Annotated in this window: 28 protein-coding genes; 10 read left to right on the plus strand and 18 right to left on the minus strand. The window is 65.8% G+C overall.

All coding sequences use genetic code 11. From position 1 onward, the window contains the following. The first annotated feature begins 155 nt into the window (after positions 1 to 155). From G6034_RS17810 to G6034_RS17820, 3 genes are all read left to right on the plus strand, one after another. The gene (locus G6034_RS17810; RefSeq protein WP_176636450.1) at positions 156 to 764 is read left to right on the plus strand and encodes a flavin reductase family protein; all 609 of its coding nucleotides are present in this window, start codon (positions 156 to 158) and stop codon (positions 762 to 764) included. A gap of 194 nt (positions 765 to 958) precedes the next feature. After that, positions 959 to 1276: a hypothetical protein gene (locus G6034_RS17815; protein ID WP_218064043.1), complete on the plus strand. Its 318-nt coding sequence runs from the start codon at positions 959 to 961 to the stop codon at positions 1274 to 1276. Between the two features lie 487 nt (positions 1277 to 1763). Next, positions 1764 to 2162, plus strand: coding sequence for a VOC family protein (locus G6034_RS17820; RefSeq protein ID WP_176636452.1), 399 nt, complete (start codon positions 1764 to 1766; stop codon positions 2160 to 2162). Between the two features lie 857 nt (positions 2163 to 3019). Here the strand turns inward: G6034_RS17820 and G6034_RS17825 are convergent. The 5 genes from G6034_RS17825 to G6034_RS17840 all read right to left on the minus strand — a co-directional run bounded on the left by G6034_RS17825 (position 3020) and on the right by G6034_RS17840 (position 6583). Continuing rightward, positions 3020 to 3742: a VIT1/CCC1 transporter family protein gene (locus G6034_RS17825; protein ID WP_176636453.1), complete on the minus strand. Its 723-nt coding sequence runs from the start codon at positions 3740 to 3742 to the stop codon at positions 3020 to 3022. Between the two features lie 161 nt (positions 3743 to 3903). Beyond that, positions 3904 to 4038, minus strand: a complete 135-nt coding sequence (locus G6034_RS20210; RefSeq protein WP_262453234.1) for a hypothetical protein — start codon at positions 4036 to 4038, stop codon at positions 3904 to 3906. 560 nt (positions 4039 to 4598) lie between these two features. After that, positions 4599 to 5156, minus strand: coding sequence for a hypothetical protein (locus tag G6034_RS17830; RefSeq protein ID WP_176636454.1), 558 nt, complete (start codon positions 5154 to 5156; stop codon positions 4599 to 4601). A gap of 727 nt (positions 5157 to 5883) precedes the next feature. After that, positions 5884 to 6294, minus strand: coding sequence for a DUF302 domain-containing protein (locus tag G6034_RS17835; RefSeq protein WP_176636455.1), 411 nt, complete (start codon positions 6292 to 6294; stop codon positions 5884 to 5886). 31 nt (positions 6295 to 6325) lie between these two features. Beyond that, complete coding sequence (locus G6034_RS17840; protein WP_176636456.1) at positions 6326 to 6583, minus strand: metal-sensitive transcriptional regulator; 258 nt, start codon at positions 6581 to 6583, stop codon at positions 6326 to 6328. Positions 6584 to 6777: 194 nt separating this feature from the next. Here G6034_RS17840 and G6034_RS17845 point away from each other — a divergent pair, with 194 nt between their 5' ends. Continuing rightward, a complete protein-coding gene (locus G6034_RS17845) occupies positions 6778 to 8187 on the plus strand; it encodes an MBL fold metallo-hydrolase (protein ID WP_176636457.1) in 1410 nt (469 codons plus the stop codon). A gap of 203 nt (positions 8188 to 8390) precedes the next feature. Next, on the plus strand, positions 8391 to 9590 hold the full coding sequence (locus G6034_RS17850; RefSeq protein WP_246296278.1) for an MFS transporter: 1200 nt from the start codon (positions 8391 to 8393) through the stop codon (positions 9588 to 9590). Here the strand turns inward: G6034_RS17850 and G6034_RS20215 are convergent. From G6034_RS20215 to G6034_RS17885, 9 genes are all read right to left on the minus strand, one after another. Then, entirely contained in the window at positions 9587 to 9904 is a 318-nt protein-coding gene (locus G6034_RS20215) for a universal stress protein (RefSeq protein ID WP_343038152.1), read from the minus strand. The genes G6034_RS17850 and G6034_RS20215 overlap by 4 nt on opposite strands. Further along, positions 9886 to 9972 (minus strand): hypothetical protein, encoded by an 87-nt coding sequence (locus G6034_RS20525; protein WP_425485545.1) that lies wholly within the window; start codon positions 9970 to 9972, stop codon positions 9886 to 9888. Before G6034_RS20525 ends, G6034_RS20215 begins: the two co-directional genes overlap by 19 nt. A 298-nt stretch (positions 9973 to 10270) precedes the next feature. Further along, positions 10271 to 10582: a hypothetical protein gene (locus tag G6034_RS19990; RefSeq protein WP_246296261.1), complete on the minus strand. Its 312-nt coding sequence runs from the start codon at positions 10580 to 10582 to the stop codon at positions 10271 to 10273. Positions 10583 to 10701: 119 nt separating this feature from the next. Further along, positions 10702 to 11199, minus strand: coding sequence for an NAD(P)/FAD-dependent oxidoreductase (locus tag G6034_RS19995; protein WP_246296274.1), 498 nt, complete (start codon positions 11197 to 11199; stop codon positions 10702 to 10704). A gap of 548 nt (positions 11200 to 11747) precedes the next feature. Then, positions 11748 to 12512, minus strand: coding sequence for a sulfite exporter TauE/SafE family protein (locus G6034_RS17865; RefSeq protein ID WP_176636458.1), 765 nt, complete (start codon positions 12510 to 12512; stop codon positions 11748 to 11750). Then, a complete protein-coding gene (locus G6034_RS17870; protein WP_176636459.1) occupies positions 12509 to 13114 on the minus strand; it encodes a rhodanese-like domain-containing protein in 606 nt (201 codons plus the stop codon). The genes G6034_RS17865 and G6034_RS17870 overlap by 4 nt, the downstream gene beginning before the upstream one ends. A 159-nt stretch (positions 13115 to 13273) precedes the next feature. After that, positions 13274 to 13576, minus strand: a complete 303-nt coding sequence (locus G6034_RS17875) for a rhodanese-like domain-containing protein (RefSeq protein WP_176636460.1) — start codon at positions 13574 to 13576, stop codon at positions 13274 to 13276. A gap of 83 nt (positions 13577 to 13659) precedes the next feature. After that, positions 13660 to 13989, minus strand: a complete 330-nt coding sequence (locus G6034_RS17880) for a metal-sensitive transcriptional regulator (RefSeq protein ID WP_176636461.1) — start codon at positions 13987 to 13989, stop codon at positions 13660 to 13662. Between the two features lie 2 nt (positions 13990 to 13991). After that, complete coding sequence (locus G6034_RS17885; protein WP_176636462.1) at positions 13992 to 14306, minus strand: rhodanese-like domain-containing protein; 315 nt, start codon at positions 14304 to 14306, stop codon at positions 13992 to 13994. Positions 14307 to 14445: 139 nt separating this feature from the next. On the opposite strand from G6034_RS17885, the gene trxA reads away from it, so the two are divergent. Both trxA and G6034_RS17895 read left to right on the plus strand, forming a co-directional pair. Then, positions 14446 to 14817: a thioredoxin gene (trxA, locus tag G6034_RS17890; protein WP_176636463.1), complete on the plus strand. Its 372-nt coding sequence runs from the start codon at positions 14446 to 14448 to the stop codon at positions 14815 to 14817. Positions 14818 to 14881: 64 nt separating this feature from the next. Then, positions 14882 to 15385 carry an OsmC family protein gene (locus G6034_RS17895; RefSeq protein ID WP_176636464.1) on the plus strand — a complete coding sequence of 168 codons (504 nt, stop codon included), beginning with the start codon at positions 14882 to 14884 and terminating at the stop codon, positions 15383 to 15385. Positions 15386 to 16043: 658 nt separating this feature from the next. Here G6034_RS17895 and G6034_RS17900 read toward each other — a convergent pair. Then, positions 16044 to 16430, minus strand: a complete 387-nt coding sequence (locus G6034_RS17900; protein ID WP_218064044.1) for a DsrE family protein — start codon at positions 16428 to 16430, stop codon at positions 16044 to 16046. A 633-nt stretch (positions 16431 to 17063) separates the two neighbouring features. Here G6034_RS17900 and G6034_RS17910 point away from each other — a divergent pair. Beyond that, positions 17064 to 17246: a hypothetical protein gene (locus G6034_RS17910; protein WP_176636466.1), complete on the plus strand. Its 183-nt coding sequence runs from the start codon at positions 17064 to 17066 to the stop codon at positions 17244 to 17246. A gap of 301 nt (positions 17247 to 17547) precedes the next feature. On the opposite strand, the gene G6034_RS17915 is transcribed toward G6034_RS17910, so the two are convergent. The 3 genes from G6034_RS17915 to G6034_RS17925 all read right to left on the minus strand — a co-directional run bounded on the left by G6034_RS17915 (position 17548) and on the right by G6034_RS17925 (position 18977). Beyond that, complete coding sequence (locus G6034_RS17915; protein ID WP_176636467.1) at positions 17548 to 17949, minus strand: transposase family protein; 402 nt, start codon at positions 17947 to 17949, stop codon at positions 17548 to 17550. 219 nt (positions 17950 to 18168) lie between these two features. Then, positions 18169 to 18396 carry a hypothetical protein gene (locus tag G6034_RS17920; RefSeq protein WP_176636468.1) on the minus strand — a complete coding sequence of 76 codons (228 nt, stop codon included), beginning with the start codon at positions 18394 to 18396 and terminating at the stop codon, positions 18169 to 18171. Positions 18397 to 18446: 50 nt separating this feature from the next. Then, positions 18447 to 18977: a MarR family winged helix-turn-helix transcriptional regulator gene (locus G6034_RS17925; protein ID WP_176636469.1), complete on the minus strand. Its 531-nt coding sequence runs from the start codon at positions 18975 to 18977 to the stop codon at positions 18447 to 18449. Positions 18978 to 19023: 46 nt separating this feature from the next. Between G6034_RS17925 and G6034_RS17930 the strand changes: the two genes are divergently transcribed. After that, positions 19024 to 20490 carry a DHA2 family efflux MFS transporter permease subunit gene (locus G6034_RS17930; protein WP_176636470.1) on the plus strand — a complete coding sequence of 489 codons (1467 nt, stop codon included), beginning with the start codon at positions 19024 to 19026 and terminating at the stop codon, positions 20488 to 20490. A gap of 136 nt (positions 20491 to 20626) precedes the next feature. Continuing rightward, positions 20627 to 21529, plus strand: coding sequence for a prolipoprotein diacylglyceryl transferase (lgt, locus tag G6034_RS17935; protein ID WP_176636471.1), 903 nt, complete (start codon positions 20627 to 20629; stop codon positions 21527 to 21529). Positions 21530 to 21623: the final 94 nt, after the last annotated feature.

A 21623-nucleotide genomic window follows, 5' to 3' on the forward strand; every position in this document is an offset into this window, starting at 1 on the left:
CGCGGCTCAAACACGCCCCCGAGCAGCCATCACCATGAAAACGCCGGGCCAGTCCGAGACGGGGCTTCGGGCGGGAGCAGTTTCAGCGGGACATTGGGATACTGTCTGCGCGGAAGGAACACGTTGGTGCCGTCGAATGATGATTAACTGAACGGATGACGTCGCACTTCTACCGCCCAGCAGAGGGCCACCGGCTTCCGCACGATCCCTTCAATGCAATAGTCGGGCCGCGTCCGATCGGTTGGATTGGCACACTTTCCCCTGCCGGCGTTCGAAATCTCGCACCGTACAGCTTCTTCAATGCATTCTCCTACACGCCGCCGCTCATTGGCTTCTCGAGTACCGTCCGCAAGCACACCGCACGCAACGCTGAGCTGAGCGGTGAGTTCACCTGGAACCTCGTCACGCGCGCACTCGCAGAGCAGATGAACGCAACGTCAACGACGGCCGACATTGATGAATTCGTCGCATCCGCCCTGGAAGCCGCTGACTCTGTTGAAATCAGTGCGCCCCGCGTCGCTGCCTCTCCCGTGAGCTTCGAGTGCCGGGTCAGTGACATCATTCCTTTGCGCGGTGCCGACGGGCACACGTCTACCGGGGTGCTCACGATCGGGGAAGTCGTCGCGGTGCACATCGATGAGGCCATGATTCCCGACGGGATTTATCAGACGGCCCTCGCCCACCCTGTGCTGCGCGCAGGCGGGCCAAGCGCCTACTTCGAGGTCCTTGCCGAGGGCCGCTTTGATCTCGTGAGGCCGCGCTAGAACTTCATGTCTGTAGATCAGCCCGGACGACTTCTGTGGCGCTCTTGAGGCCGACAGGCGAAGCCGGGGGTCCTGTCCGAAGGGGAACGGCTACCGGGACCGCCTTGAGTCTTGCATGGATATTTCCTGCTGCGCATCGCCGCTGGGCGCATTCGAATTGTATGGATGGCTCCCTGGTAGCTGTTTGGCTGCCCGTGATCGTCCTTATCCCTTTCATGGGTATTTGGGGATATAGCGTCGTCGACTTCAGCCGTACCGACGAACAAGACATGCGCACGTTTTCCAAGGAGATTTGGATCGTATTCTTGATCTTGGGAAGTGTCGTCGGCGGAATTGGGCGGCTTCTGGCTGGAAGACCTGTCATCCGCCAACTCTCCGCCGGCGAGGCAACGCCAGCCGGTGGCCGCGCACACGAGGACACCCCCACCACCGGACACGGCACTGTGCCTTGGGTAACCGCGCCAGACGGAGCCGGAGTGGCCGCGAAGTTGAAAGACTCCGGTTTTCTCTGAGCTCGACCGTCACCGGGATTGGCTCATTGGCCACGGTCACGCCATGGGACCATGCACGAAGGAGAACCGTCCTACTGCACCCGCGATCCAATGCCAGTCCTGCCGCGGAACCTACGCCCGGCGTCCGCAAGACAAGGCGGCGAGTCGGCTGTCTGATCTGGGCCCACGCCCGCGAGGGACCCGCTGGGAGTTTGCGAGCAGTGGGAGCGGGTGGGGAACGACGGCGGCTGCCGGGCTTCCGCTGGGAGCCCGGCAGCCGCCGACGTGCTTCGGCAACGCCGCAGCACCTTCCGAGGCTCTCGGTGATTGGTACCCAGCCACGACCTTGAAGTACATCGCCCGGGAGTGCAGTATCTAACATCTCGAAGTTGGGGAGTGGCCCGGCCAGACCCGCCGGTCGATCCCCAATCGCTCCCCAGCCTCACGGGGCCGCCCGGGGCCCCAGGTCGAGACCGGGCTATGCTCTAAATGGAAAGAGGAGGAGCCCATGCCAACCTTCGGCACGCCGTCGCACATTGACCTGTCAGTATCCGATGCTGAGGGCAGCGCCCAGTGGTATTGCGAGGTGCTTGGCCTGCGGCGTGTACGCCGGGTCGACCTCGACAACCGCATCATGATCGTCCTGCGGCATCAGCCGACGGGATTGATCATCGGGCTCAACCAACACAAAGTGGTGCCGGTCGGCCGCTTCGATGACCGGAATGTGGGGCTGGACCACATCGGCTTCAACGTCGCCGAACGGGCAGACCTGGACGCTTGGCAGAAGGAACTTGCGGACCGGGGCGTGGTCCACTCCCCCGCCGAAGACACGGCCAACGGCGCGGCCCTGGTGTTCCGCGATCCCGACAACATCCAACTCGAATTCTGGTGGACCCGGCCCCAATGATGGCGGGGTCATTTCACGCGCTGCGGCAGCCCGACCGGGCAATGGCGCCGAGCGGGTGCGCAACCAGGGCGTGGTCATCACAGTATTCCAAGGCAGCGGCAAGGTAGCCTGCGCCGTCGCAACGGCACTCTCCCAGGACCCTCGCCTCAGCCCAAACAGCGGCACCGCCCCAAAGCCCTCACCACGGCTACCGTAGACCGACAGCCACCCACCTCAACAGGGGGTACTTAAGAGATACAAGCCGTATTGGCCTTGATCGAGGATGCAGCGTCGGCCGTTGCGTCGCTGACCTCGTAACAGGAACCACCCCAACAATGCGAAACTGAAGCTCGCCGTTATCAACGGTGCGACCGCCTTGCAATAGGAACCAATGGTGGCAGTCCCATAGCGGGCGATCCGCTCGTCGTCCCGCAAGGGGTGTGTCCGGAGTGCCACTTTGGAACGTCCCGTAAGCGGGTCCCTCACCAGACAAACGACCCCCTGACCTGCGCTATTGCTTGAGCAGCTGGCGGAGTGTCCGCTTGCCCCGTCCGGTGACCCGTCCCGGTGACCGGGCAACATACGGTACGTTCCTGCCACGCAGTGATTCGCGCTCCGGCGAATCTATTTTGAGTTCGCAGCTTGACGGCTCAAAACGATCGTGTTTCTTACGGCTTCTGCTCCATTGTCGGTCCCGCGAACAGTGGGAATTGGCCGACTTTTCCATCGACTCCCGCAGGCAAACCGGCACCAAAAGACCCCTTCGCGGCAGGCCAAGGCAATCGGGCCAGCCCGAGCCAAACCACCCCCTGATATACGACTTGACCTTGCATGAGTACAGGGCGGGTGAAGGAGCTTGGGTGCGGTGAAAGCCGTCTTTACACGATTCCGGTAGCTCCGAGCAAGGTACCGACAAGGTAGGTCGCTGCAAGGGCCAGCGCACCGCCCACGACGAGCCGGATGGCGGCGACACGCTTGGAGCTTCCACCGATGTAGGCACTAAGCATTCCGGCGAGGCCCAATGCAACCAAGACCGCCACAAACGTCACCGGGACGCGCCACCCCGCTGGAGGGAGCAATATGGCAAGCATCGGCAAGATGGCACCAACCGCAAACGCCGCGGCCGAGGCATAGGCCGCGTGCCAGGGGTTGACGACTTCGGCTTCATCGATGTTCAGCTCCGCCGAGAGGTGGGCTGCCAGGGCATCATGTTCGGTGAGTTCCTGGGCCACCCGGGCCGCGGTTTCCCGGCTCATGCCCTTAGCCTGGTAGATGCCGGCAAGTTCAGCCAATTCGGATTCGGGGTCCTCGGCGAGCTCCCGGCGTTCCTTCTCGATCAGTGCGTGTTGGCTATCGCGCTGGCTGCTCACCGACACATATTCGCCCAGAGCCATGGAAATTGCGCCGCCGACGACGGCCGCCATGCCAGCGACCAGGATCGGGGCCGGGGCGTTGGTGACCCCGGCAACGCCGACGACCGTCGCGGCAACAGAGACAATTCCGTCGTTGGCGCCCAGCACTCCGGCGCGAAGCCAATTCAGGCGAGCAGCGAAGTTCGCGTTGTGAGGTTCATTGGGATGGGTATTCGTCGACTCCGTCATGACATCAGCTAACCACCCGCAGCACCCATGCCACCGCAACAGCCGATTTAAGACACGACCGCCTGTTGCCGTCACCCACGACGGCGCTCCCTTGCCTGTCGCGGAGAAGTCACCTCGCCGGTGACGGGTCTGTCAAGTTTTCCGTCTAATTGGTTTTGATGTTATTTCTTGCCGGCGGACAGGCGTCCGTCGAAGGTGACTTCGAAGGCGTTGAGTGCGGCGATTTCGGCCAGAACGATCCAAGTGAACTTGAATCCCGGAAAGCAGCCCGCGGGCACGGTCTGAGTTGACGTCATCAGGGTCAGACCAAGCCGGCTCCGGTGGAACCTTCTGTGGGGGCTGCCTGGCTGTGGCCCGGAAGGAGGCCGACTCGACGGACGCGGCGGATGTCTGTCAGAACTTCCTTGTAGGGTCGATGGTGAAGTGGCCAACCGTCCCCCAACAGCTTGGCCACTTCTCGATTTGGCAACCGTGAACTGCGGCCAGGTGCGGGCATGTTCCCCATGGGCAGTCCTGAACGCCAACAAGGACCCTACTGGACAGATACTTAAGCATCCGTCCTGAACGACCTTGAAAGTTTCCGGCACCGGCGTTCGGATCACCCCCGTCATCCCTGCGCCGCGCGGGCGTAAGAAATCCGCAACCTCCCCGTCGTGGCCCCGGCTGGGTAGTTCGCTGGTTCACCCGCGGCCGGCCTTCCACACCATTCCGACAAGGCCGCCCACGGGAACCAAGGATTTGGCGCCGCCGCATTGAAAGTCTTCCAGGACCTGCTCCCGGTGCAGGCCGGCCAAGGGGGTGCTTGTCGACCGGACCCATGCTCACCCTCACGCAGCCGTCGGCCCGAGGGACTGCGTCAGGTGACGGTGAGCAGGGTGTACATGCCAGCGGCGTAATGGCCGGCGAAGTTGCACAGCAGTTCATAGCGTCCCGGCGGGAGGTTCACGCTGACCCAGCCGGAGGTGCGGGGCAGGATCCCCTGCCCCGCACCCTCGGCACAGGTGGCCGAGGCTTCGCCAAGGCTGCCTGCCTCGTCGATCTTCCCGTTACCACCGATGGGCCGGGTGCCTGTCATCTGTTCTCCGGTCAGTGGCAGGATCACCATCTCATGGGTGTACCGGCCCACGTTGGTGACCAGGAACCTCACTGAGCCGTGGGTAACAGTGGCATGGTCGGCGGTCAGCCCCATGCCACCCATTCTTCCCGGGCCACCCATCATGGGACCAGCCATGTCTGTCGTGGTGACGTTGACGATGGTTCCAGCGCTTCCCGGTGCGGCACAACCCGTGCCACCAGCAAGGCCGGCGCCGATCCGTTGCTGGCCCAGGAAGGCGACGGCGGCGATGGACAGCACTGTGAGGGCCAGCGTGGCAAGGACTCCAACCAGCAGCTGGCTTCGGGACAGCGGTGTCATAGCTTCCGCCTGAGGGCCGCCCGTCGCGCGGCGAGCTCCGTTTCGTCGGTTTCCCCACGGGCAAATCGTTCGTTAAGGATTCGTTCGGCCTCGTCACGGGGCGCACCAGTGAGGCCATGGGGTCCAGGTCCATCCTGGCCCCGGCCGCGACGGAGAAGCACGATCACCACGGTGACCAGGCCTCCCCAGAAGAGCATCATCACCAGTGCCATCAGTACCCGTGCCCCGGCTCCCCCACCGCCATCCCATCCGTACATCATGTGAAATCCTCACTCCTGGCCTATAGACGAAGTCTCACCCACTGCCGAACCACAGTGAAGGGCCCTTTGGCCCTGAAAGCCCTAGGTCGGCACTGACAGTTGTTGTACTCATTGCCCTCTTGCACGACTCAACCGTGGCGCTTCACCAACGGTCGTATTGCAGGTATTGGCAGACAGCACAGCGGCTGACCCCAGAATTGCGTGCGATATCAGTGACGGGGACAGGGGCACATGCGGCATTGTTCAGAACCAGGGCCCCGAGGTAGTCCTCAGGTTCCTGGGCCAGGACGTGGGGTGGCGGGGCAGATGCGGTGACGGTCCATCACCGGTACCGATCTCGATGACGGCACGCCAAAGTCCGGCGAGCAAGCACCTGAGGTCCTGGATTCCTTTGTTTGCGCACCGAAGCCGCCACCGCGCAGGTGACGGCCCCCTGCTCCGACGGCGACGGGTGCTGTGCGTCACTGTCAGGAGGGGGCGAGGGCGGCCAAGGCGGCGTGGAGCCGTGTGCCGGCGTCGTCGGCGATCTCACGAACTGCCGGGTAAGCGCTGAGCTGGACCATGGGCTGCGGGTCGATGGCCTCGATGGTGGTTTCGGTGGCGTCGTGGCCGCGTCGGACGACCACGTTGCAGGGCAGCAGGGCCCCCAGGGCTGGTTCGGCGGACAGGGCCCGGCGGGCCAGTGCCGGATTGCAGGCACCCGGGATGACATAGTCGCCCAGGGCGTCGGCGGCCTCGGCGCCGAGCTTGGCGGCAAAGGTCGCACGGACGTCGATCTCAGAGAGAATGCCAAATCCTTGCTCGGCGAGAGCCTCGCGGGTGCGCTGCACGGCCTTCTCCCAGGCCAGCGGGACGGTGACAGCGTGCGTACCGCTCATGGCCGCTCCTGCAAGGTCGGCGGGGCGCGCCTCAGGCGAGGGACAGAAAGAGTTTCTCCAGGTCCTTGGTGTCCATGGACGAGTCCCCGCGGACCAGGCATTGTTCGAGCCCGCTGGCGATGATGGCGAAACCCGCCCGGTCCAGGGCCTTGGAGACAGCTGCGAGCTGGGTGACGATGTCCTTGCAGTCCCGCCCCTCCTCCAGCATGCGCGTGACGCCGGCGAGCTGCCCCTGGGCGCGCTTGAGCCGGTTAATGACGGGGGTGAGGTCTGTCGAATCAAGTTCCATGGCGGACTCCAGAGCTGGGCGGGTGCTTCTGCTTATTCTATACCCGGGAGGGTATAGCTGCCAGCAGTGGCCTACCCGTGGCCGGCCGCGCACAGCCCGCTTGCAAGATACCCTAGGGGGTATTATTGTTGGAGCTAGAGGAACGGAGAATTCGCTCCCGGAAACTCCCCCACCGCCCCATAAAGGAGAGCCCCATGCTTATCGAGCGCATTTACGATGAAGACCTTGCCCAGGCCAGCTATTTCATTGGCTGCCAGGCCAAGGGCGAGGCCCTCGTCGTTGACCCCCGCCGCGACATCGCCGTATACCAGTCCCTCGCGGCAGCAAATGGGATGAAGATCGTGGCCGTGACCGAGACCCACATCCACGCGGACTTCCTCTCCGGAACCCGTGAACTGGCCGCCGCGACCGGCGCCACCGCCTATGTCTCCGGCGAGGGCGGGGCGGACTGGCAGTACGGCTTTGAGGCCGAACGCCTGGGCGACAACGATGAGATCGTCCTGGGCAACATCACGGTCAAGGCCGTCCACACCCCCGGGCACACCCCGGAGCACCTGTCCTTTCTGGTCACCGACGGCGCATTCGCCGAGACCCCCGGCTACCTGCTCTCCGGGGACTTTGTCTTCTCCGGTGATCTGGGCCGCCCGGACCTGCTGGACGAGGCGGCCGGCGGGGTGGATACCCGCTTCGCCGGGGCCACGCAGCTCTTCGCCAGCCTGCGGGAGAAGTTCCTGACCCTGCCCGATCACGTCCAGGTCCACCCCGGCCACGGCGCGGGCAGCGCCTGCGGCAAGGCCCTGGGCGCCATCCCCTCCACCACCGTCGGCTACGAACGGCTCTACGCCTGGTGGGGCCCGTACCTGGCCGCCAACGACGAACAGGGCTTCATCAACGAACTCCTCGACGGCCAGCCCGACGCCCACGCCTACTTCGCCCGGATGAAACGCGAAAACCGCGATGGCCCGGCCGTGATGGGAGCCCGCGTGCCCCTGGGGGAACTTGCCACCACCGAGGTCGTGGCCGGCCTCGCCGCGGACACCGTGACCTTCGTCGACACCCGCTCGAACGTCGAAGTCCACGAAGGCACCGTCACCGGCTCCCTGAACATCCCGGCCGGCAAGTCCACGGCCAGCTTCGGCGCCTGGGTGGTCAACCCGGAAACCGACAAAAACCCGCTCGTGCTGCTGGCTCCGAACCAGGGAGCCGCGCAGGAAATGTGGGACCACCTGGTCCGCGTCGGCATCGACAAGATCGCCGGTTACGTCACCAGCCTCGAAGGCCTGCCCGCAAGCACGCCGAGGCTGATCCAACCCGAAGAACTCGAAGGCTTCGACGCCGCCATGGTCCTGGACGTCCGCAACCGCACCGAACACGCCGCCGGCCACATCCCCGGCTCCCACCAGCTCAGCGGCGGACGGGTGATGTGGAACCTGGACCATCTCCCGGCCGAGGGCACCATCGTCTCCTATTGCCAGAGCGGGGTCCGGAACTCGGTGGCGGCCAGCGCCCTGCGCCGTGCCGGCTACGACGTCGTCGAACTCGACGGCAGCTACGCAGGCTGGGCCACCTGGCAGCAGTCGCCGGACTCCGTTTTCAGCAACTGATCCAGGCACCACCTGAAGCAAATGACTGACTCACGTTGGCGGCGGTCCGGGACACCGGGCCGCCGCCAACGCATGTCCCGGACGAGCGGAGTACACAGATGACGCCCGGTAGCGCCGCACTACCCCAAGACCGTGCCGTCCGGAGGGATACCCCACGACGCACCGGCCTCTCGCTGGGCCTGCGACAGAACCTGGCCCAGTTCATGCTCCTCGTCGCCGTCAACGCCCTGGTCGGCGGCACGCTCGGCCAGGAACGCACCGTGCTGCCCCTGCTGGCCGGTCAGGTCTTGCACCTGGACCTCTACACCCCCGCCCTGACCTACATCCTGGCGTTCGGGCTGGCCAAGGCCGGCACCAACTATTTTGCCGGCACCCTCTCGGACCGCTACGGCCGCAAACCGGTCCTCGTGACCGGCTGGATCATTGCCCTCCCGGTCCCGTTGTTGCTGATCTTCGGACCTTCCTGGGGCTGGATCGTCGCAGCCAACGTTGTCCTGGGCATCAGCCAGGGCCTGACCTGGTCCACCACTGTGGTCATGAAGATGGACCTCGTCGGCCCCTCCCGGCGCGGCCTGGCCATGGGCCTGAACGAGGCCGCCGGATACCTCGGCGTCGCCGCCACAGCCCTGGCTACCGGCTACATCGCCGCCAACTACGGGCTCCGCCCGGGACCGTTGCTGCTCGGCGCTGCCTACATCGCCGTAGGCCTGGGCCTCTCTGTCTTCGCGGTGAAGGAAACCCGGGACCACGCCAGACTGGAGGCCGCCAACCACACCTCCGCCCACGCCGACGCCCACGGGGAGCTGGGGAACCGGGAAATCTTCACCCTCACCAGCTTCCGGGACAAGTCGCTGTCCTCGGTCAGCCAGGCCGGCATGGTCAACAACCTCAACGACGGCCTCTCGTGGGGTTTGTTCCCCGTGCTCTTCGCCGCCGCCGGACTGAGCATCGACAGGATCGGCATCCTCGCCGCCGTCTACCCGGCCGTCTGGGGCGCGGGCCAGCTCGTCACCGGGGCCCTGTCGGACAAGTACGGCCGCAAATGGCTGATCGTCGGCGGCATGCTCGTCCAGGCAGTCGCACTGGGAATGATCGCCCTCGGAACCGGCTTCGGGATCTGGCTTGCCGCCGCCATCCTCCTGGGCCTGGGAACGGCCATGGTCTACCCCACCCTGCTGGCAGCCATCGGCGACGTCGCCCACCCGGCCTGGCGGGCCCGCTCGGTCGGCATCTACCGGCTCTGGCGCGACGGCGGATTCGCCGTCGGCGCCCTCCTAGCCGGCATCCTCGCGGACGCCTTCGGCATCCCGACAGCCGTCGCCGCCGTGGGCGCTCTCACCGCACTCTCGGGAATCCTCGTGGCTGTCCGGATGCGCGCCACAGACCACCAACGCGCCGGCTAAGAACGAGCACTGGCACCAGTACGGACCACCAGCACCGGGCAATGGGCCTGGTGCAGCGTGAGGCTTGATACCGAGGCCAGGAGCATTCCTGCGAAACCGCCATGACCACGCGATCCGACGACCAAGAGGTCTGCCCCGGCGGCCGCCTTGGGGAGAACTTCCGCTGGATGCCCCTCCGTCACCTCACCGGTGACCCCCGCCCCGGCCTCGGATGGCCGCCGCATCGCATCAGCATGTGCACGCCGGGCGTTGTCCCCAAACGCCTCAGGGTCCCCAGCCTTGCCGGCGGCGTCCCCTATGACGGGAAGTGCCACGCCATGACAACGTGGACCTGCCGGGACCGCAATCGCGCCTCTTCAGGGGCCCATTCAAGAGCTGCCACCGACGAGTCCGACCCGTCGACCCTGACAACAATTCGGAAAAACCGCTTCTGCCACCATCATTCCTCCCTATATGGAAACCGTGTCTTCGCGGCACGACGTGCAAAGCCGCCAGTTCCCTGCCAGCCGGAGGGTGCAGGAATTCCAAGAGTTCCGTCTGCGGGAAGCCCCACCCGGGCACCTGGCTTCAGCCCAACATCGTTTCTCGAAGAACCCTCCTCGACCGTCATGGCACCGCAACTCCGGTCCGGTTCAGACACGGCCTGTGAGGATCAGGTTCCAGTACATGAACGGCAGGCCTTAGCGTTTTAGCAGCCACATGTCACCGCGTTCCTTGGTGCTGTCAATAAAGGGATGGCTGGGAGCCGGCCGGAGTGGATAATCGAACTCCGCGAGCAGCATCTTGGCGCGAGCCGTTGTCAGCGGGCAGGAGGAGTATCCGCTATACCGGGCCGCGGGAACTGCCCCGTTGATGGCGACCAGAAGACTTTTCACCAGCACCGGGGCCTGATTTCGGACTGCCGCCCCGGTTTTTGAGTTCGGTGTGGATCCGGCATCACCCAGGGCAAGGATTTCGGGATGGCGGACGTGTTGCACGGTGGTACTGTCCACCTCGACGCATCCGGCCGGGTTGGCCGGATCGGCCAGCGGTGTGCGCTTAAGCCAGTCGGGGCCGGCTGCGGCGGCGCTGCGTGCAGCAAATCGTAGTGCAGCGATTCCCTGGTCCCTTCTTAGTTGTCCGCAATGACCGCGGTCCGGGAGGAATGATCCACTTCCACCATTTCGCTGTGGAAGCGGACCTCGATTCCATCATCGGCCACCACGCGGTCGAGTCCATCGGAGAAGACCTTGACCCCGAACATGACCGGCGTCAGAAGAACCAACACCACACGGGTGTCCTCCAGCTCCCCCTGGCTGCGCCAGAAGTCTGCCGCAAGGTAGGCAATCATCTGTGGAGCTCCGGCACATTTGATCGGCCCGGACGGCTGCGTAAAGACGGCCGTGCCTGAAGTCAGGTTCTTGATCATGTCCCAGGTCTTGGGGGCAAGGTCGTAGCGGTAGTTACTTGAGGCTGCAGGCGACTCGATGGCCCAGGCCATGCCGGGGACCTTGTCCCAGTCGAGCTGAATTCCCGGGCTGACCACGAGGTAGTCGTACGTAACCGTCCCGCCGGAGGCGAGAACGACGCCTCCCCCAACCAGGGTCCACAAAGGCTGGTAGCAGTGCACGCCGCTTGGCTCGATCAGACCGATGTCAGTCCGTCCGGAATGACGGAGTCTCGCTGCGACACCCACACCGGCATTGCCGCCGCCAAGGATCAGAATCTCGTGATGGATGCCAATGCGCAAACCCTTCCGCTGAATCAAGCGCTGCCCCCAGGCCCACAGCGGGCTGGCACAGGATCTCCCGCTCCGGGACCTCAGCCGACCCTGTTCCACGTACTCAAGCCGCATACGATACCCCATGGGGTATACTGATAAGACCATCCAGCCAGCTAAAGGGAGTAACCAGATGTGCCGTGCCGTGACTTGTAAGAAATGCGGGAAGACGACGTGGGCGGGCTGCGGGCAGCACGTTGATCAGGTGATGCGTGGGGTTCCGGCCTCCCAGCGGTGCCGCGGGCATGAGAACGAGGAGCCGGCCGGCAAGGGCTTCTTTGCGAAGCTGTTCGGACGGTAGGTCGACCCGCCCGGCACCCGAGCACAGGCGTTGAAGGAACAGTGAAGCGCCGGAGGACATGTCCTCCGGCGCTTCACTGTTCCTTTGGCAGTCACTCTTAGGAAAGGAGTGCCTGGATAGCGACGTAGGCGGCGATCGCCAGGACCAGGACGGCAAAGCCGCGTTTGAGGGTCTTGTCGGGAATCCTGGTGCCGATCCGCCCGGCTGCGAGGGAGGCGGCCATCGCCGCTATGGCAAAGGCTGCGGTGACGGCCCAGTCGATCTGCAGATCAGCGAGGTGGGCGGCGAAGCCGGCGGCCGAGTTGATGACGATGATGACCAGGGATGTTCCCACGGTCAAGGCCATCGGGAGGCCCAGGACCAGGGTCAGGGCGGGGACGATCAGGAAGCCGCCGCCGACGCCGAGCAGGCCGGTGAGGAAGCCCACGACGGCGCCGGTGGCGATCGCCTTGGGCAGGCAGCTGCGCCAGTGAACCCCGCCGCCGGGCAGCGCGCAGGACCCGCCGGCGGTTTTGGAGGGCATCAGCATCCTGATGCCGGCAAAGACCATGATCGCGGCGAAGGCCAGGAGCAGGATCTTCGGGTCCAGGAGCCGGTTGACGGCCGCGCCGAGGTAGGCGGTGGCGGTGCCGGCGGCGCCGATGATCAGCGCCAGGCGCCAGTTCACCCCGGTCCGCAGGCGGGGCAGCACCGCGACGGCGGAGGATGCGCCGACGACGACCAGCGACGTCGGGATCGCCGCGGCAAGCGGCAGTCCGACCCCGTAGACCAGGGCGGGGACGGCGAGGATGGATCCGCCACCTCCTACCAGGCCCAGCAGGGCGCCGACGAGCAGCCCGAACGCCGCCGCGGTGAGGATCATGCCCGGGTGTCCAGGTTCTTCAGGGCCTGGTGGGCGGTGGGCTCGTTGGCGGAGCGGTTCCACGGCATCTTGGAGAGCATCTGGCCCATGGCGCAGCTGTTGGTGGCGGCGGAGAACGTCAGCCCGGCGCCGATGCCGCCGGCCACCAGGGACAGCTTCGGTGAGGCAAATTTCGCCGCCACGATGCTGGCGAGGACCAGGAAGCCTGCGGTCATCCGGACCTGGCGTTCCAGGGCCCAGGGCCCACGGCCGCGGACAACGTTGCCGCCGGCCGCGGCGTAGGCGGGGACGCCCCCGGTCAGGACGCTGGCGCCGGCCAGGCCCACGGAGTCCAGGTGTTTGCGGGCCTGCTCGGCCCGGTTGCCGGACTGGCAGACCAGGACCACGCGGGTGCCCAGCTTTGCCGCGAATTCTTCGGTGTGCTCGCTGAGCATCGGAAGCGGCACATGGTAGGAGCCCTTGATGTGCAGGGCATCGAATTCCGCTCCGCCGCGCACGTCGATGACCATCAGATCGTCGTGGTTCTCTTCCCAGGCCTTCAGCGTCGGGGCATCGATGGACTGGGGTGCGGACTCAACGGGGGTGGTCTTCAAGGAAGTCATGATCTCTTTCGGTATGTCTTGGAACATTTCTGCTGGCGGCCCCGCATTTGCGGGCAGCCGCCGTCCTCCGCCCGGCTCCCCGTGTCAGGAACACGGTCCGGGCAGGTGGCAACCCGGACGGCGCATAGGGGGGTGCGCCGTCCGGGCGGTCTGGTGGGGTCAGCCGGTGGGGAGGCCTGCGGCGGTCCAGTCGAGCATTCCGCCGGGGACGGTGTAGGCCGTGAAGCCGGCCGCCGTGAGCTGGTCCGCGGCCGCAGCGCTGCGGCGTCCGCTGCGGCACACCGCGACGACGGGTCGGGACTTGTCCAGCTCGTCCAGGCGGCCGGCCAGTTCGCCCAGGGCGATGTGCCTGGCGCCGGCGATCATGCCTTCGGCGACTTCAGCTGTTTCCCGGACATCGACAATCTGGGCGTCGCCGCCGTTCTTGAGCTGCTCCGCGAGCTGCTGGGGGGTGATTTCCATGGACTGAACCTTTCGGTAGGACGGGGCGGTCGTGCTGGATATGTGGGCTGGGCGCCGTTGCCCTGGCGGTGGCCGGAGCCAGCTTAGGTCAGTCGCAGGAAAAGTGTGCGGACTTCCGCAAGGGTGGGTTTCTGGACCACCAGTCCCGGCTGCACGCCGACTGCCGTGGGGGCGTCCGCGGGCTCGGTGAGGCACTCGCGCATAGCCGCCGAGATCAGTTCGAATCCGGCCCTGTCCAGGGCGCCGCGGACCGCCGAGAGCTGGGTGACGACATTGCGGCAATCCGCCCCGGATTCGAAGGCGGCAATCAACGCGGTGAGCTGTCCCCGGGCGCGCTTGAGGCGGTTGATCGTGCGGCGGCTGCCGGCGTCCGGGAGGTGCGGAGGTGGCGGGAAGTCAAGCGTGGAGGACATGGTCACTTACCGCGCCCCGGATAGTCAACCGGGTACCCGTTGCGGTACCACTCCGTGATGCCGCCCATGACATTTACCGCGTCATAGCCCTCAGCCGTGAGATGCGCCGTGGCCCGGGAGCTGCGGCCGCCCGAGGCGCACATCACATACACCGTCCGACCAGCCGGAACGTCACCGAGGGATTCCTGGAAACGCGAGAGCGGGATGTTCCTCGTTCCCGGGACGCAGGCCTCCGAGTACTCTTCCTCTTCCCTGACGTCGATGATGGAAACATCCGGCCCGAGTGCGGCCAGGTCGTCCACTGAAATGCTCTTCATGCTGGTGCCCTTTCATGGTCTCCGGCAGCCCGGGCGGGTAGTTGCCCTTCCATTATGATACCCCAGGGGGTATTAATGCAAAACGGAAAGGGCCTACCCTCTTGTTGTCAAGATACCCATGGGGGTATAAAATATTCCTATGGCAACCATCGACATTTCCGAAGCGACCTTCAACGACACCATCACCGGCAACGACATCGTCCTGGTGGACTTCTGGGCAGCCTGGTGCGGGCCCTGCCGAATGTTCGCCCCCACCTTCAGCAAAGCCTCCGACAACCACGCGGACGTCGTCTTCGCAAAGGTGGACACCGAGGCCGAGCCCGGCCTCTCCGCAGCCGCGCGCATCAGCTCCATCCCCACGCTGATGGCCTTCCGGGAGGGAATCCTGGTGTTCTCCCAGCCGGGGGCGATGAACGCAGCCGGGCTGGAACAGCTCATCACGGGCATCAAAGAGCTGGACATGGGAGAGGTCCGGGCAAAAATGGCAGCCGCCCCGGCGAGCTCGAAATAGAACCGGACCCCTGCTCCCGCCCGGGGAGTCCCGGGCATGCCCCACCGACGGATCGAGAAACACAATGAGCAGCGAACCAGCCATCACAGCCGCAGGCAGCGCAACGGCCGCCGGAGGCCGCGCGCCCGGGGAAAGCCAGGCAGTCCGGGTCGCGCACCTGGGCGGCGACCGCTTCGACATCAACATCCGCGGCCACGTCATCCGGACCGACCAGCCGATCGGCGACGGCGGCGAGGATACCGGCCCCACCCCCACGGAGCTGTTTATCGCCAGCCTCGCCGGCTGCGTCGCGTTCTACGCCCGCCGCTACCTGGAACGGCACGCCCTGCCCACCGAAGGCCTCGCCGTGAAGGCCGATTTCCACATGGGCTCGCGACCCGCACGCGTTGCCCGCATCAATGTACACCTCACCATCCCCGACGGCGTGCCCTCCGAACGCCGCGAGGCCCTGCTCGCCGTCGCCTCCCACTGCACCGTACACAACTCACTGACATCACTCCCTGAGATCTCGGTCGCCTTCGCCGGCAACCCCGAACAGCCAAACTCAAACCCCTGGGGTGCAGCCTGACGCGGCCGAGAAAGCGCCTACAGCCCAAACACGGCTGGGACCAGGCATGGATACTGACAGCCGGATCGAGGAAACAGTGGCGAGAGACAGCGGCCGGGCAATGGCCGGAGTGAGGCATCAGCTAAGCGGTGACTTCGCTCTGCTGCGACGCTGGAGGCCGGTCCGCAAGGCCCGTGCAGGCATCGCCGCGGTGGCCGCCGCGACTGTTGTCGTGTCGATGAACCACATGACGGGCCCAACCGGTGCCATGTGGTGGCATGCCGTGATTGTCGCAGCCGGTTCGATTCTGGCCGGCCTGCTGGTAGGCAGCTACCTCGGCGCACCCATCGGAGCCGAAGCCACTGTTTGCGACACCCGATGGCCCCTGACAGGTTTGACCGGACTGGTGATCGCAACATCCACCGACCCAGGGACCCTGGCCGCCCATCTGTTCACCAGCGCAGCCCCCATTCTTCTTGCCGCGGTGATACAGCCAGCCTTCGCCCTGCTGTCACTAGCCCTTCTGGGATGGGCGCTGCGGAAGCGTCTCCAACTCGAGCGGATGGCCCTGACGCCCTCCACCGGCGGGGCTTCCGGCGATGCGTGCACGGCCTGCCGGCCACTCTTTCCCGCCAGAACGGGCACCCTGAGAGGACCTTCCACCCCATATCGGCGCAGGTCACAGGCGGACGTAAGCCCACCCTTCCCACTGCCGCGTGGCCAGGTGCGCGATGGCAGCGGGGACCGAACCGACACCGGCGGACAATTCCCCCGGCTCCAGGCCCACAGAACGTAGGCTGTTCCCGCACGCAAGGATCCGGATACCTTGGGCGAGGACTTCACTGACCGACTCTTCCAGGGTCGATCCGGCGGCCAAGAGAGACACCCCGGGGCCTTGCACCACGACCTCGACGGGAACCCCCGCAGCGAGTGCGGCCACCGCGTTCGCCGCACTGCGCAGGGCGGCGGAGATTCCGGCACTGTCGGCCGGTCCCGCGGAATGGACCAGGAGACCGCGGGCAGCCCCCGCGTCCAGGGAATTGCCTGAAGATCCGGCGTCCGGCATGAAGGGCTCCTTTGTCGACGGCAGGGCTTCGACCCGGCCGAAACCTGCATCAGTTTGTCCCTTGCATGCTATGTGACAGCCAGGAAGGCCCTGTGAATAATACGACCGTGTGACTTTGACAGCGGCACTGTCGCAATGGCCGGCGCGCCGGAGTCTGGGGCGGCAGCCGCCTCGGCCCCGACATATCTGGTGGCGGCGGTGCCGCCCCGGACGATGAGCTTCAGGGGGCGGGCCCCGGCGGCCCATCAGGGTTCAGCACGGCGCGTGCTGTTGTCTCGTTTTTGGCAGTGGTGTGCCCCGACTGCAACAAGCTGTCACTACTGGCATTGGGCACCTCTGGCGCCGTATAATCCATCGCACCAATTTAGCCGTTCCTCGCCGCTGCCGCCGTCATCTTGCTGGGATGGTCCGTCCTCAAGCGGGCGGCTTCCCAGGCCCGGTGCCCGGTGCCGTCGACCAGGTCCGTTCGCTCCACATCCGGGAGGTATTGTCGGCGGAGGCCGGCGACGCGGCGCATGCCGGCACGGGCAGCGGAGATGCCCGGTGTGGCGCGATCGGAGTCGGCGGCCTGCCGACAGTCCACCCCGGGCACAGGGTAGATGCGGCCGTGCGGACCGGCGACCGACACTGACCGTGAAGAAGATCACTCCGCCCGTCCTCCGGCACACCAAGGTGATGCGGCTGCTCACAGCCGGGATCGACAGCACCGTCATCGCGTTCCTCGAGGTCTCTGATTATGCCGAGGCCTTCACCCCAGGCGCCCCGAGATTCCGGGCCAGGACCACCAACCTTGGCATAAGCAAGACATCGGCATAAAACGCACCAACCACGACAATGGCTTCGGGCAGTTCGTCGCGGATCGCGCTGGCGTAGCCGCGGAACGGGTCGGGGTTGGCGGCCTTGATCCCTGCCGCGAACGCGGGACCGCGTTCCTTGAGCCAGTCGCCGTGGAGGCCTTCCCCGACCGGCCCGCGACCAGGTCCAGCAGCCTTGCATGGACGTTGCCATGGGCGTCACGGGTGTGGTCAATGATGCCGGTGACCATTCCCGATCCAGGGAACCCGGCGTGCGTCCAGACATGCTCGTCGACCCCGAGCGCATCACTGCCGGCAAGGCGTTAGAGGCGTCCGACCCGGCGCCGACCCTCGGTCTCGATGCCCTTCAAGAGGACCCGCCACGAGACGCCGAGCTGGTGGGAGAGGGCGGAGACGGAGGCGTCGCATTTCTCCACGGCATCGGTTGCCCAGCGGATGGCACGGTTCGTCAGGATCGCCCGCTTGCCGGCCAGGGAGTGCTGTTCGCTGACGACTGTCGTGGGGCAGAGGCCGACCCGGCATTGCCATAACCGTTTGGCCCGGACGAGCCGGACGGGCCCGCCACAACAAGGGATGTCGTGAAGCCGGACCCGGCGCCGGCGATGTCCCACGGCAGCGACACCGCAGGCAGGGCAGCCGGTCAGGCCCTGGGCGGTTTGACCATGGACGATCAGGCCGGTGGCGGCCTGGGCAACAGCGGTCATATGAACGCCGGGAACACCCAGAAGGGCATCGGCACGCCCGCACCACCGTCCACATTCGCAGGAAGTAGGGTTGGACACGTCAGGGCTCCTGATGAAGTTGGAAGTTTGGTCGCTACCAATTCAAGGAGCCCCTGACGTTTCTCCCGGACCGCCACGCCGGGCATAGCCCAAACCCTGACACCTGGCCGGTCCTAACCACGCTTAGAGACGAAGGGCCGCTTATGGCATGGCCTTGAATTCGCCCGTTCCCGAGGAGCCTGATCGACGGTTGGAACAGTTGGCTGCCCAGGAGCGTGCAGCGACGTCGACGGTGCGGGCTCGGTGCTCGTTGATGCCGCGCCCGACCGCCACCACGGTCCACACCAGGGCGAACAGCCAGAGGAGCACGCTCGCCTGTGGGCGCACGGCGGCCAGGGCGATGAGGAGGCCAACGGCGATGATGTCCATGGCCAGTACGAGGCCATACCGGCTGCTGGGCTAGTTGGTTTCTGGCTGGCTCATGGCTTCTCTGCGGCCCTCCCGATGGTGGTGTCTGTTGATTCGTCCGTCTCCAGAAGGGCAGCAAGCTCCGAGAGCGCGGGGATGGCTTCTTCGATCAGGGTTTGGCGGTGGCGCGGCAGTCTGGACAAGGCGTCGGCCACGCGACGTTCATTGGCGTTCTGCCAGGCCTGCAACAATTCCGTCCCGGTTCTGGTCAGTCGCAGGTTCTGGGCGCGCCGGTCTCCGGGGCGCGGGGTGCGGCTGACCAACTGTGAAACCACCATTTGCTGGATCAAGTTGCTGACGGTGTTCGTCGCCAGGCGCTGTCGGGCGGCGAGCTCGCTGACGCCCAGATCGGGTTCGTCGGCAAGGCGCTGGAGGATTTCCACCTGTGCCATGGGCAGTGCCTCCCAGGGGAACTCATGTCGAACGCTCGAGCGCAGAACGCGACGCAACCGGGTGATGACGTCGGTCAGTGACCATGCATCTCCGACCCCGTGCAGTGGTTCGCTGGGGGGCTCGGGAAGCGCTTCTGCCGTGTGGGTCATGCGCCCATGCTATCTCTCTTGGTATTTTCTGACATAGAATAGTTCTATGTCAGAACAACTTGCCCTGGGGGTTCCCGGTCCAAAAGCGTGGTGGAAACGACTCTTTCGTGAACCCGCCAGACCCGATTGGGTCCGACGCCGTCCCTCGGCGCCCTGGCTTGTGGTCGCCACGGTGTGCATTGGCGCGTTCATGGGCCAGCTGGACGCCAGCATCGTGACGCTGGCAATTCCCAGCATCAAGACGGACATGAATGCCTCCCTGGCCCAGGTTGAATGGGTCGCCCTGATCTACCTGCTGGTCCTGGTGGGCAGCATCTCCGCCATCGGCCGCCTCGCCGACATGCTCGGCCGCAAACTCCTGTACACCTACGGCTTCGGGCTCTTCACCCTGGCGTCGCTGGGATGCGCCCTGGCCCCGGACATCACTTGGCTGCTGGTGGCCCGCGCGATCCAGGCGGTCGGGGCGGCAATGTTGCAGGCCAACAGTGTTGCGCTGATCCGCACCAGCATGCCGGCGGGCAAGCTCGGCAAGGCGATCGGCCTGCAGGGCGCGGCCCAGGCAGTGGGCCTGGCCATGGGCCCCTCCGTCGGCGGACTCCTTGTCGGCGCGGGAGGCTGGCGCTGGGTGTTCTACGTCAACATCCCCGCCGGCATCATCGGCCTGGTGCTCGGCTGGTTCCTGCTCCCCCGCACCCACGTCAAGGCGCCCAAGGTCCGGCTGGACTGGGCCGGGCTGCTCCTGCTCATGCCAGCAACCGGCGCGCTCCTGCTGGCCCTCTCCGAGGCCTCACGGCTCGGATTCGCCAACCCCCTGGTCGCAGCACTGCTGTCCGCTTCCTTGGTACTTTTCACCGCTTTCGTCCTCTGGGAACGGCGGGCGCCCCACCCCTTGGTCGACATGGGGCTTTTCCGTGCGGGCACCTTCTCCCGGGGCATCACCACAGGCCTGCTCAGCTACCTGGTCCTTTTCGGCGTGCTCTTCGTGACGCCGTTGTATTTGGAAGCGGCGCATTCCATGCCGCCGGTGCAGGCCGGGTTGTTGTTGACCATCTTGCCCATCGGACTGGCACTGATCGCCCCCGTCGCCGGGACACTTGCGGACCGGCTTGGGGCCCGCGTCCCCACTACCGTCGGCATGGCCCTGGCGGCCGCCTCGTTGGCGGTCCTGGCCTTCTCCGGCGGAAATCTCTGGCTCGCCGGTTCCGCGCTAGGCGGGATCGGGGTGGGTCTGGGTTTGTTCACTCCGGCCAACAATGCCACCGTCGCCGCAGCCGGCCACACGCACCAAGCAGGTATGGTCAGCGGGGTGATGAACATGACCCGAGGCGTCGGCACCTCCCTGGGTGTAGCCTTCGGAGCCGTCCTCTACGTCTTGGCCTCCGGAACCGCAACAACCGGCGGACGCGCCCCCGCTTCCACTGCCGGATTCGAACTCGCGATCACAGTGTTCGCCGCCACAGCCTTGCTCGCCGCCATCCTGGCCGTCTCCGGCAAGCGGCAGGCCGGGTCCTGAAGGCTTCACGGGCACGGCACCCGACGGTACCTGCGTCGGGTGCCGTGCACCACCGACCCCCAGCGTTTCCGCAGCAAACCATGACAATGTGCACGATGACGACCCGCCGCGTCCCTCACTCACCGAACGGCACCCCATGACCAACCAGACATTCCTGCCCTCCCCGACGGTCAGCGCCTTTCACCTGGGCCCACTGACCATCCACTTCTACGCCCTTTGCATCATCGCCGGCATTGGGGTAGCCATTTGGCTCGGATCCAGGCGCTGGATCGCCCGGGGTGGGCGCCCCGGACAGGTCATGGACGTCTGCCTCTGGGCCGTTCCCGGCGGCATCATCGGCGGCCGGCTCTACCACGTCATCACCGATCCCGAACTGTATTTCCTACCCGGACGCAACCCGTGGAACGCGTTCGCCATCTGGGATGGTGGCCTGGGCATCTGGGGAGCCATCGCCCTGGGATGTGTGGGCGCCTGGATAGGCTGTCGCCGGGCCGGGGTGTCCCTGATCGCCTTCCTGGACGCCGTCGCCCCCGGCGTCATCTTCGCCCAAGCACTCGGGCGGTGGGGAAACTGGTTCAACAACGAACTCTACGGCGATCCGACAACACTGCCCTGGAAACTCCAAATCCATCAAATGGACACAGCCGCCGGAACCGCCGCCACGGACGCCTCAGGCCACGCGATCATCCTCGGCTACTACCAGCCGACATTCCTTTATGAATCACTCTGGTGTCTGGTCGTCGGGCTCGCCCTGCTCGCCCTGGACCGGCACTACAAGCTCGGCGCCGGTGCCGTCTTCGCCCTCTACGCCGGCGGCTACACGGCTGGACGGTTCGCCTTTGAGCTCATGCGCTCGGACTACGCGAACCTTATCCTCGGCCTTCGGGTCAATACCTGGGTCGCCGGACTGATCTGCCTGGCCGCAGCCACAGCATTCATGGTCCTGCGCACACGCCCACGCTCCACCGCCTACCCACCAACCGCAGGCCCCACAGGCACCCCGGGTACGCTGCACGTCCGGACAGGCACCAGCCAATAGCCGCGCACCACGCACCTGTGGCTTTCCACCGACCCCTTTTTATTCGGCCACCAACAACCACCCGTGTTGGTGCCCAACGAACACCCCCCCGCCG

This window comes from Arthrobacter wenxiniae (genome assembly GCF_013376105.1).
GTDB lineage: Bacteria > Actinomycetota > Actinomycetes > Actinomycetales > Micrococcaceae > Specibacter > Specibacter wenxiniae.

Excerpts from the sequence above, each read along its gene's own strand:
- G6034_RS17870 (WP_176636459.1), bottom strand. The coding sequence starts at position 13,114 with ATGACTTCCTTGAAGACCACCCCCGTTGAGTCCGCACCCCAGTCCATC.
- G6034_RS17885 (WP_176636462.1), bottom strand. The coding sequence starts at position 14,306 with ATGAAGAGCATTTCAGTGGACGACCTGGCCGCACTCGGGCCGGATGTT.
- G6034_RS17850 (WP_246296278.1), top strand. The coding sequence starts at position 8,391 with ATGCTCCTCGTCGCCGTCAACGCCCTGGTCGGCGGCACGCTCGGCCAG.
- G6034_RS17820 (WP_176636452.1), top strand. The coding sequence starts at position 1,764 with ATGCCAACCTTCGGCACGCCGTCGCACATTGACCTGTCAGTATCCGAT.
- G6034_RS17930 (WP_176636470.1), top strand. The coding sequence starts at position 19,024 with ATGTCAGAACAACTTGCCCTGGGGGTTCCCGGTCCAAAAGCGTGGTGG.
- G6034_RS20210 (WP_262453234.1), bottom strand. The coding sequence starts at position 4,038 with ATGACGTCAACTCAGACCGTGCCCGCGGGCTGCTTTCCGGGATTCAAG.
- G6034_RS17810 (WP_176636450.1), top strand. The coding sequence starts at position 156 with ATGACGTCGCACTTCTACCGCCCAGCAGAGGGCCACCGGCTTCCGCAC.
- G6034_RS17825 (WP_176636453.1), bottom strand. The coding sequence starts at position 3,742 with ATGACGGAGTCGACGAATACCCATCCCAATGAACCTCACAACGCGAAC.
- G6034_RS17900 (WP_218064044.1), bottom strand. The coding sequence starts at position 16,430 with ATGCCGGACGCCGGATCTTCAGGCAATTCCCTGGACGCGGGGGCTGCC.
- G6034_RS17865 (WP_176636458.1), bottom strand. The coding sequence starts at position 12,512 with ATGATCCTCACCGCGGCGGCGTTCGGGCTGCTCGTCGGCGCCCTGCTG.
- trxA (WP_176636463.1), top strand. The coding sequence starts at position 14,446 with ATGGCAACCATCGACATTTCCGAAGCGACCTTCAACGACACCATCACC.
- G6034_RS17925 (WP_176636469.1), bottom strand. The coding sequence starts at position 18,977 with ATGACCCACACGGCAGAAGCGCTTCCCGAGCCCCCCAGCGAACCACTG.
- G6034_RS17840 (WP_176636456.1), bottom strand. The coding sequence starts at position 6,583 with ATGGAACTTGATTCGACAGACCTCACCCCCGTCATTAACCGGCTCAAG.
- G6034_RS17875 (WP_176636460.1), bottom strand. The coding sequence starts at position 13,576 with ATGGAAATCACCCCCCAGCAGCTCGCGGAGCAGCTCAAGAACGGCGGC.
- G6034_RS17845 (WP_176636457.1), top strand. The coding sequence starts at position 6,778 with ATGCTTATCGAGCGCATTTACGATGAAGACCTTGCCCAGGCCAGCTAT.
- lgt (WP_176636471.1), top strand. The coding sequence starts at position 20,627 with ATGACCAACCAGACATTCCTGCCCTCCCCGACGGTCAGCGCCTTTCAC.
- G6034_RS17915 (WP_176636467.1), bottom strand. The coding sequence starts at position 17,949 with ATGACCGCTGTTGCCCAGGCCGCCACCGGCCTGATCGTCCATGGTCAA.
- G6034_RS17880 (WP_176636461.1), bottom strand. The coding sequence starts at position 13,989 with ATGTCCTCCACGCTTGACTTCCCGCCACCTCCGCACCTCCCGGACGCC.
- G6034_RS17895 (WP_176636464.1), top strand. The coding sequence starts at position 14,882 with ATGAGCAGCGAACCAGCCATCACAGCCGCAGGCAGCGCAACGGCCGCC.
- G6034_RS17830 (WP_176636454.1), bottom strand. The coding sequence starts at position 5,156 with ATGACACCGCTGTCCCGAAGCCAGCTGCTGGTTGGAGTCCTTGCCACG.
- G6034_RS17835 (WP_176636455.1), bottom strand. The coding sequence starts at position 6,294 with ATGAGCGGTACGCACGCTGTCACCGTCCCGCTGGCCTGGGAGAAGGCC.
- G6034_RS17920 (WP_176636468.1), bottom strand. The coding sequence starts at position 18,396 with ATGGACATCATCGCCGTTGGCCTCCTCATCGCCCTGGCCGCCGTGCGC.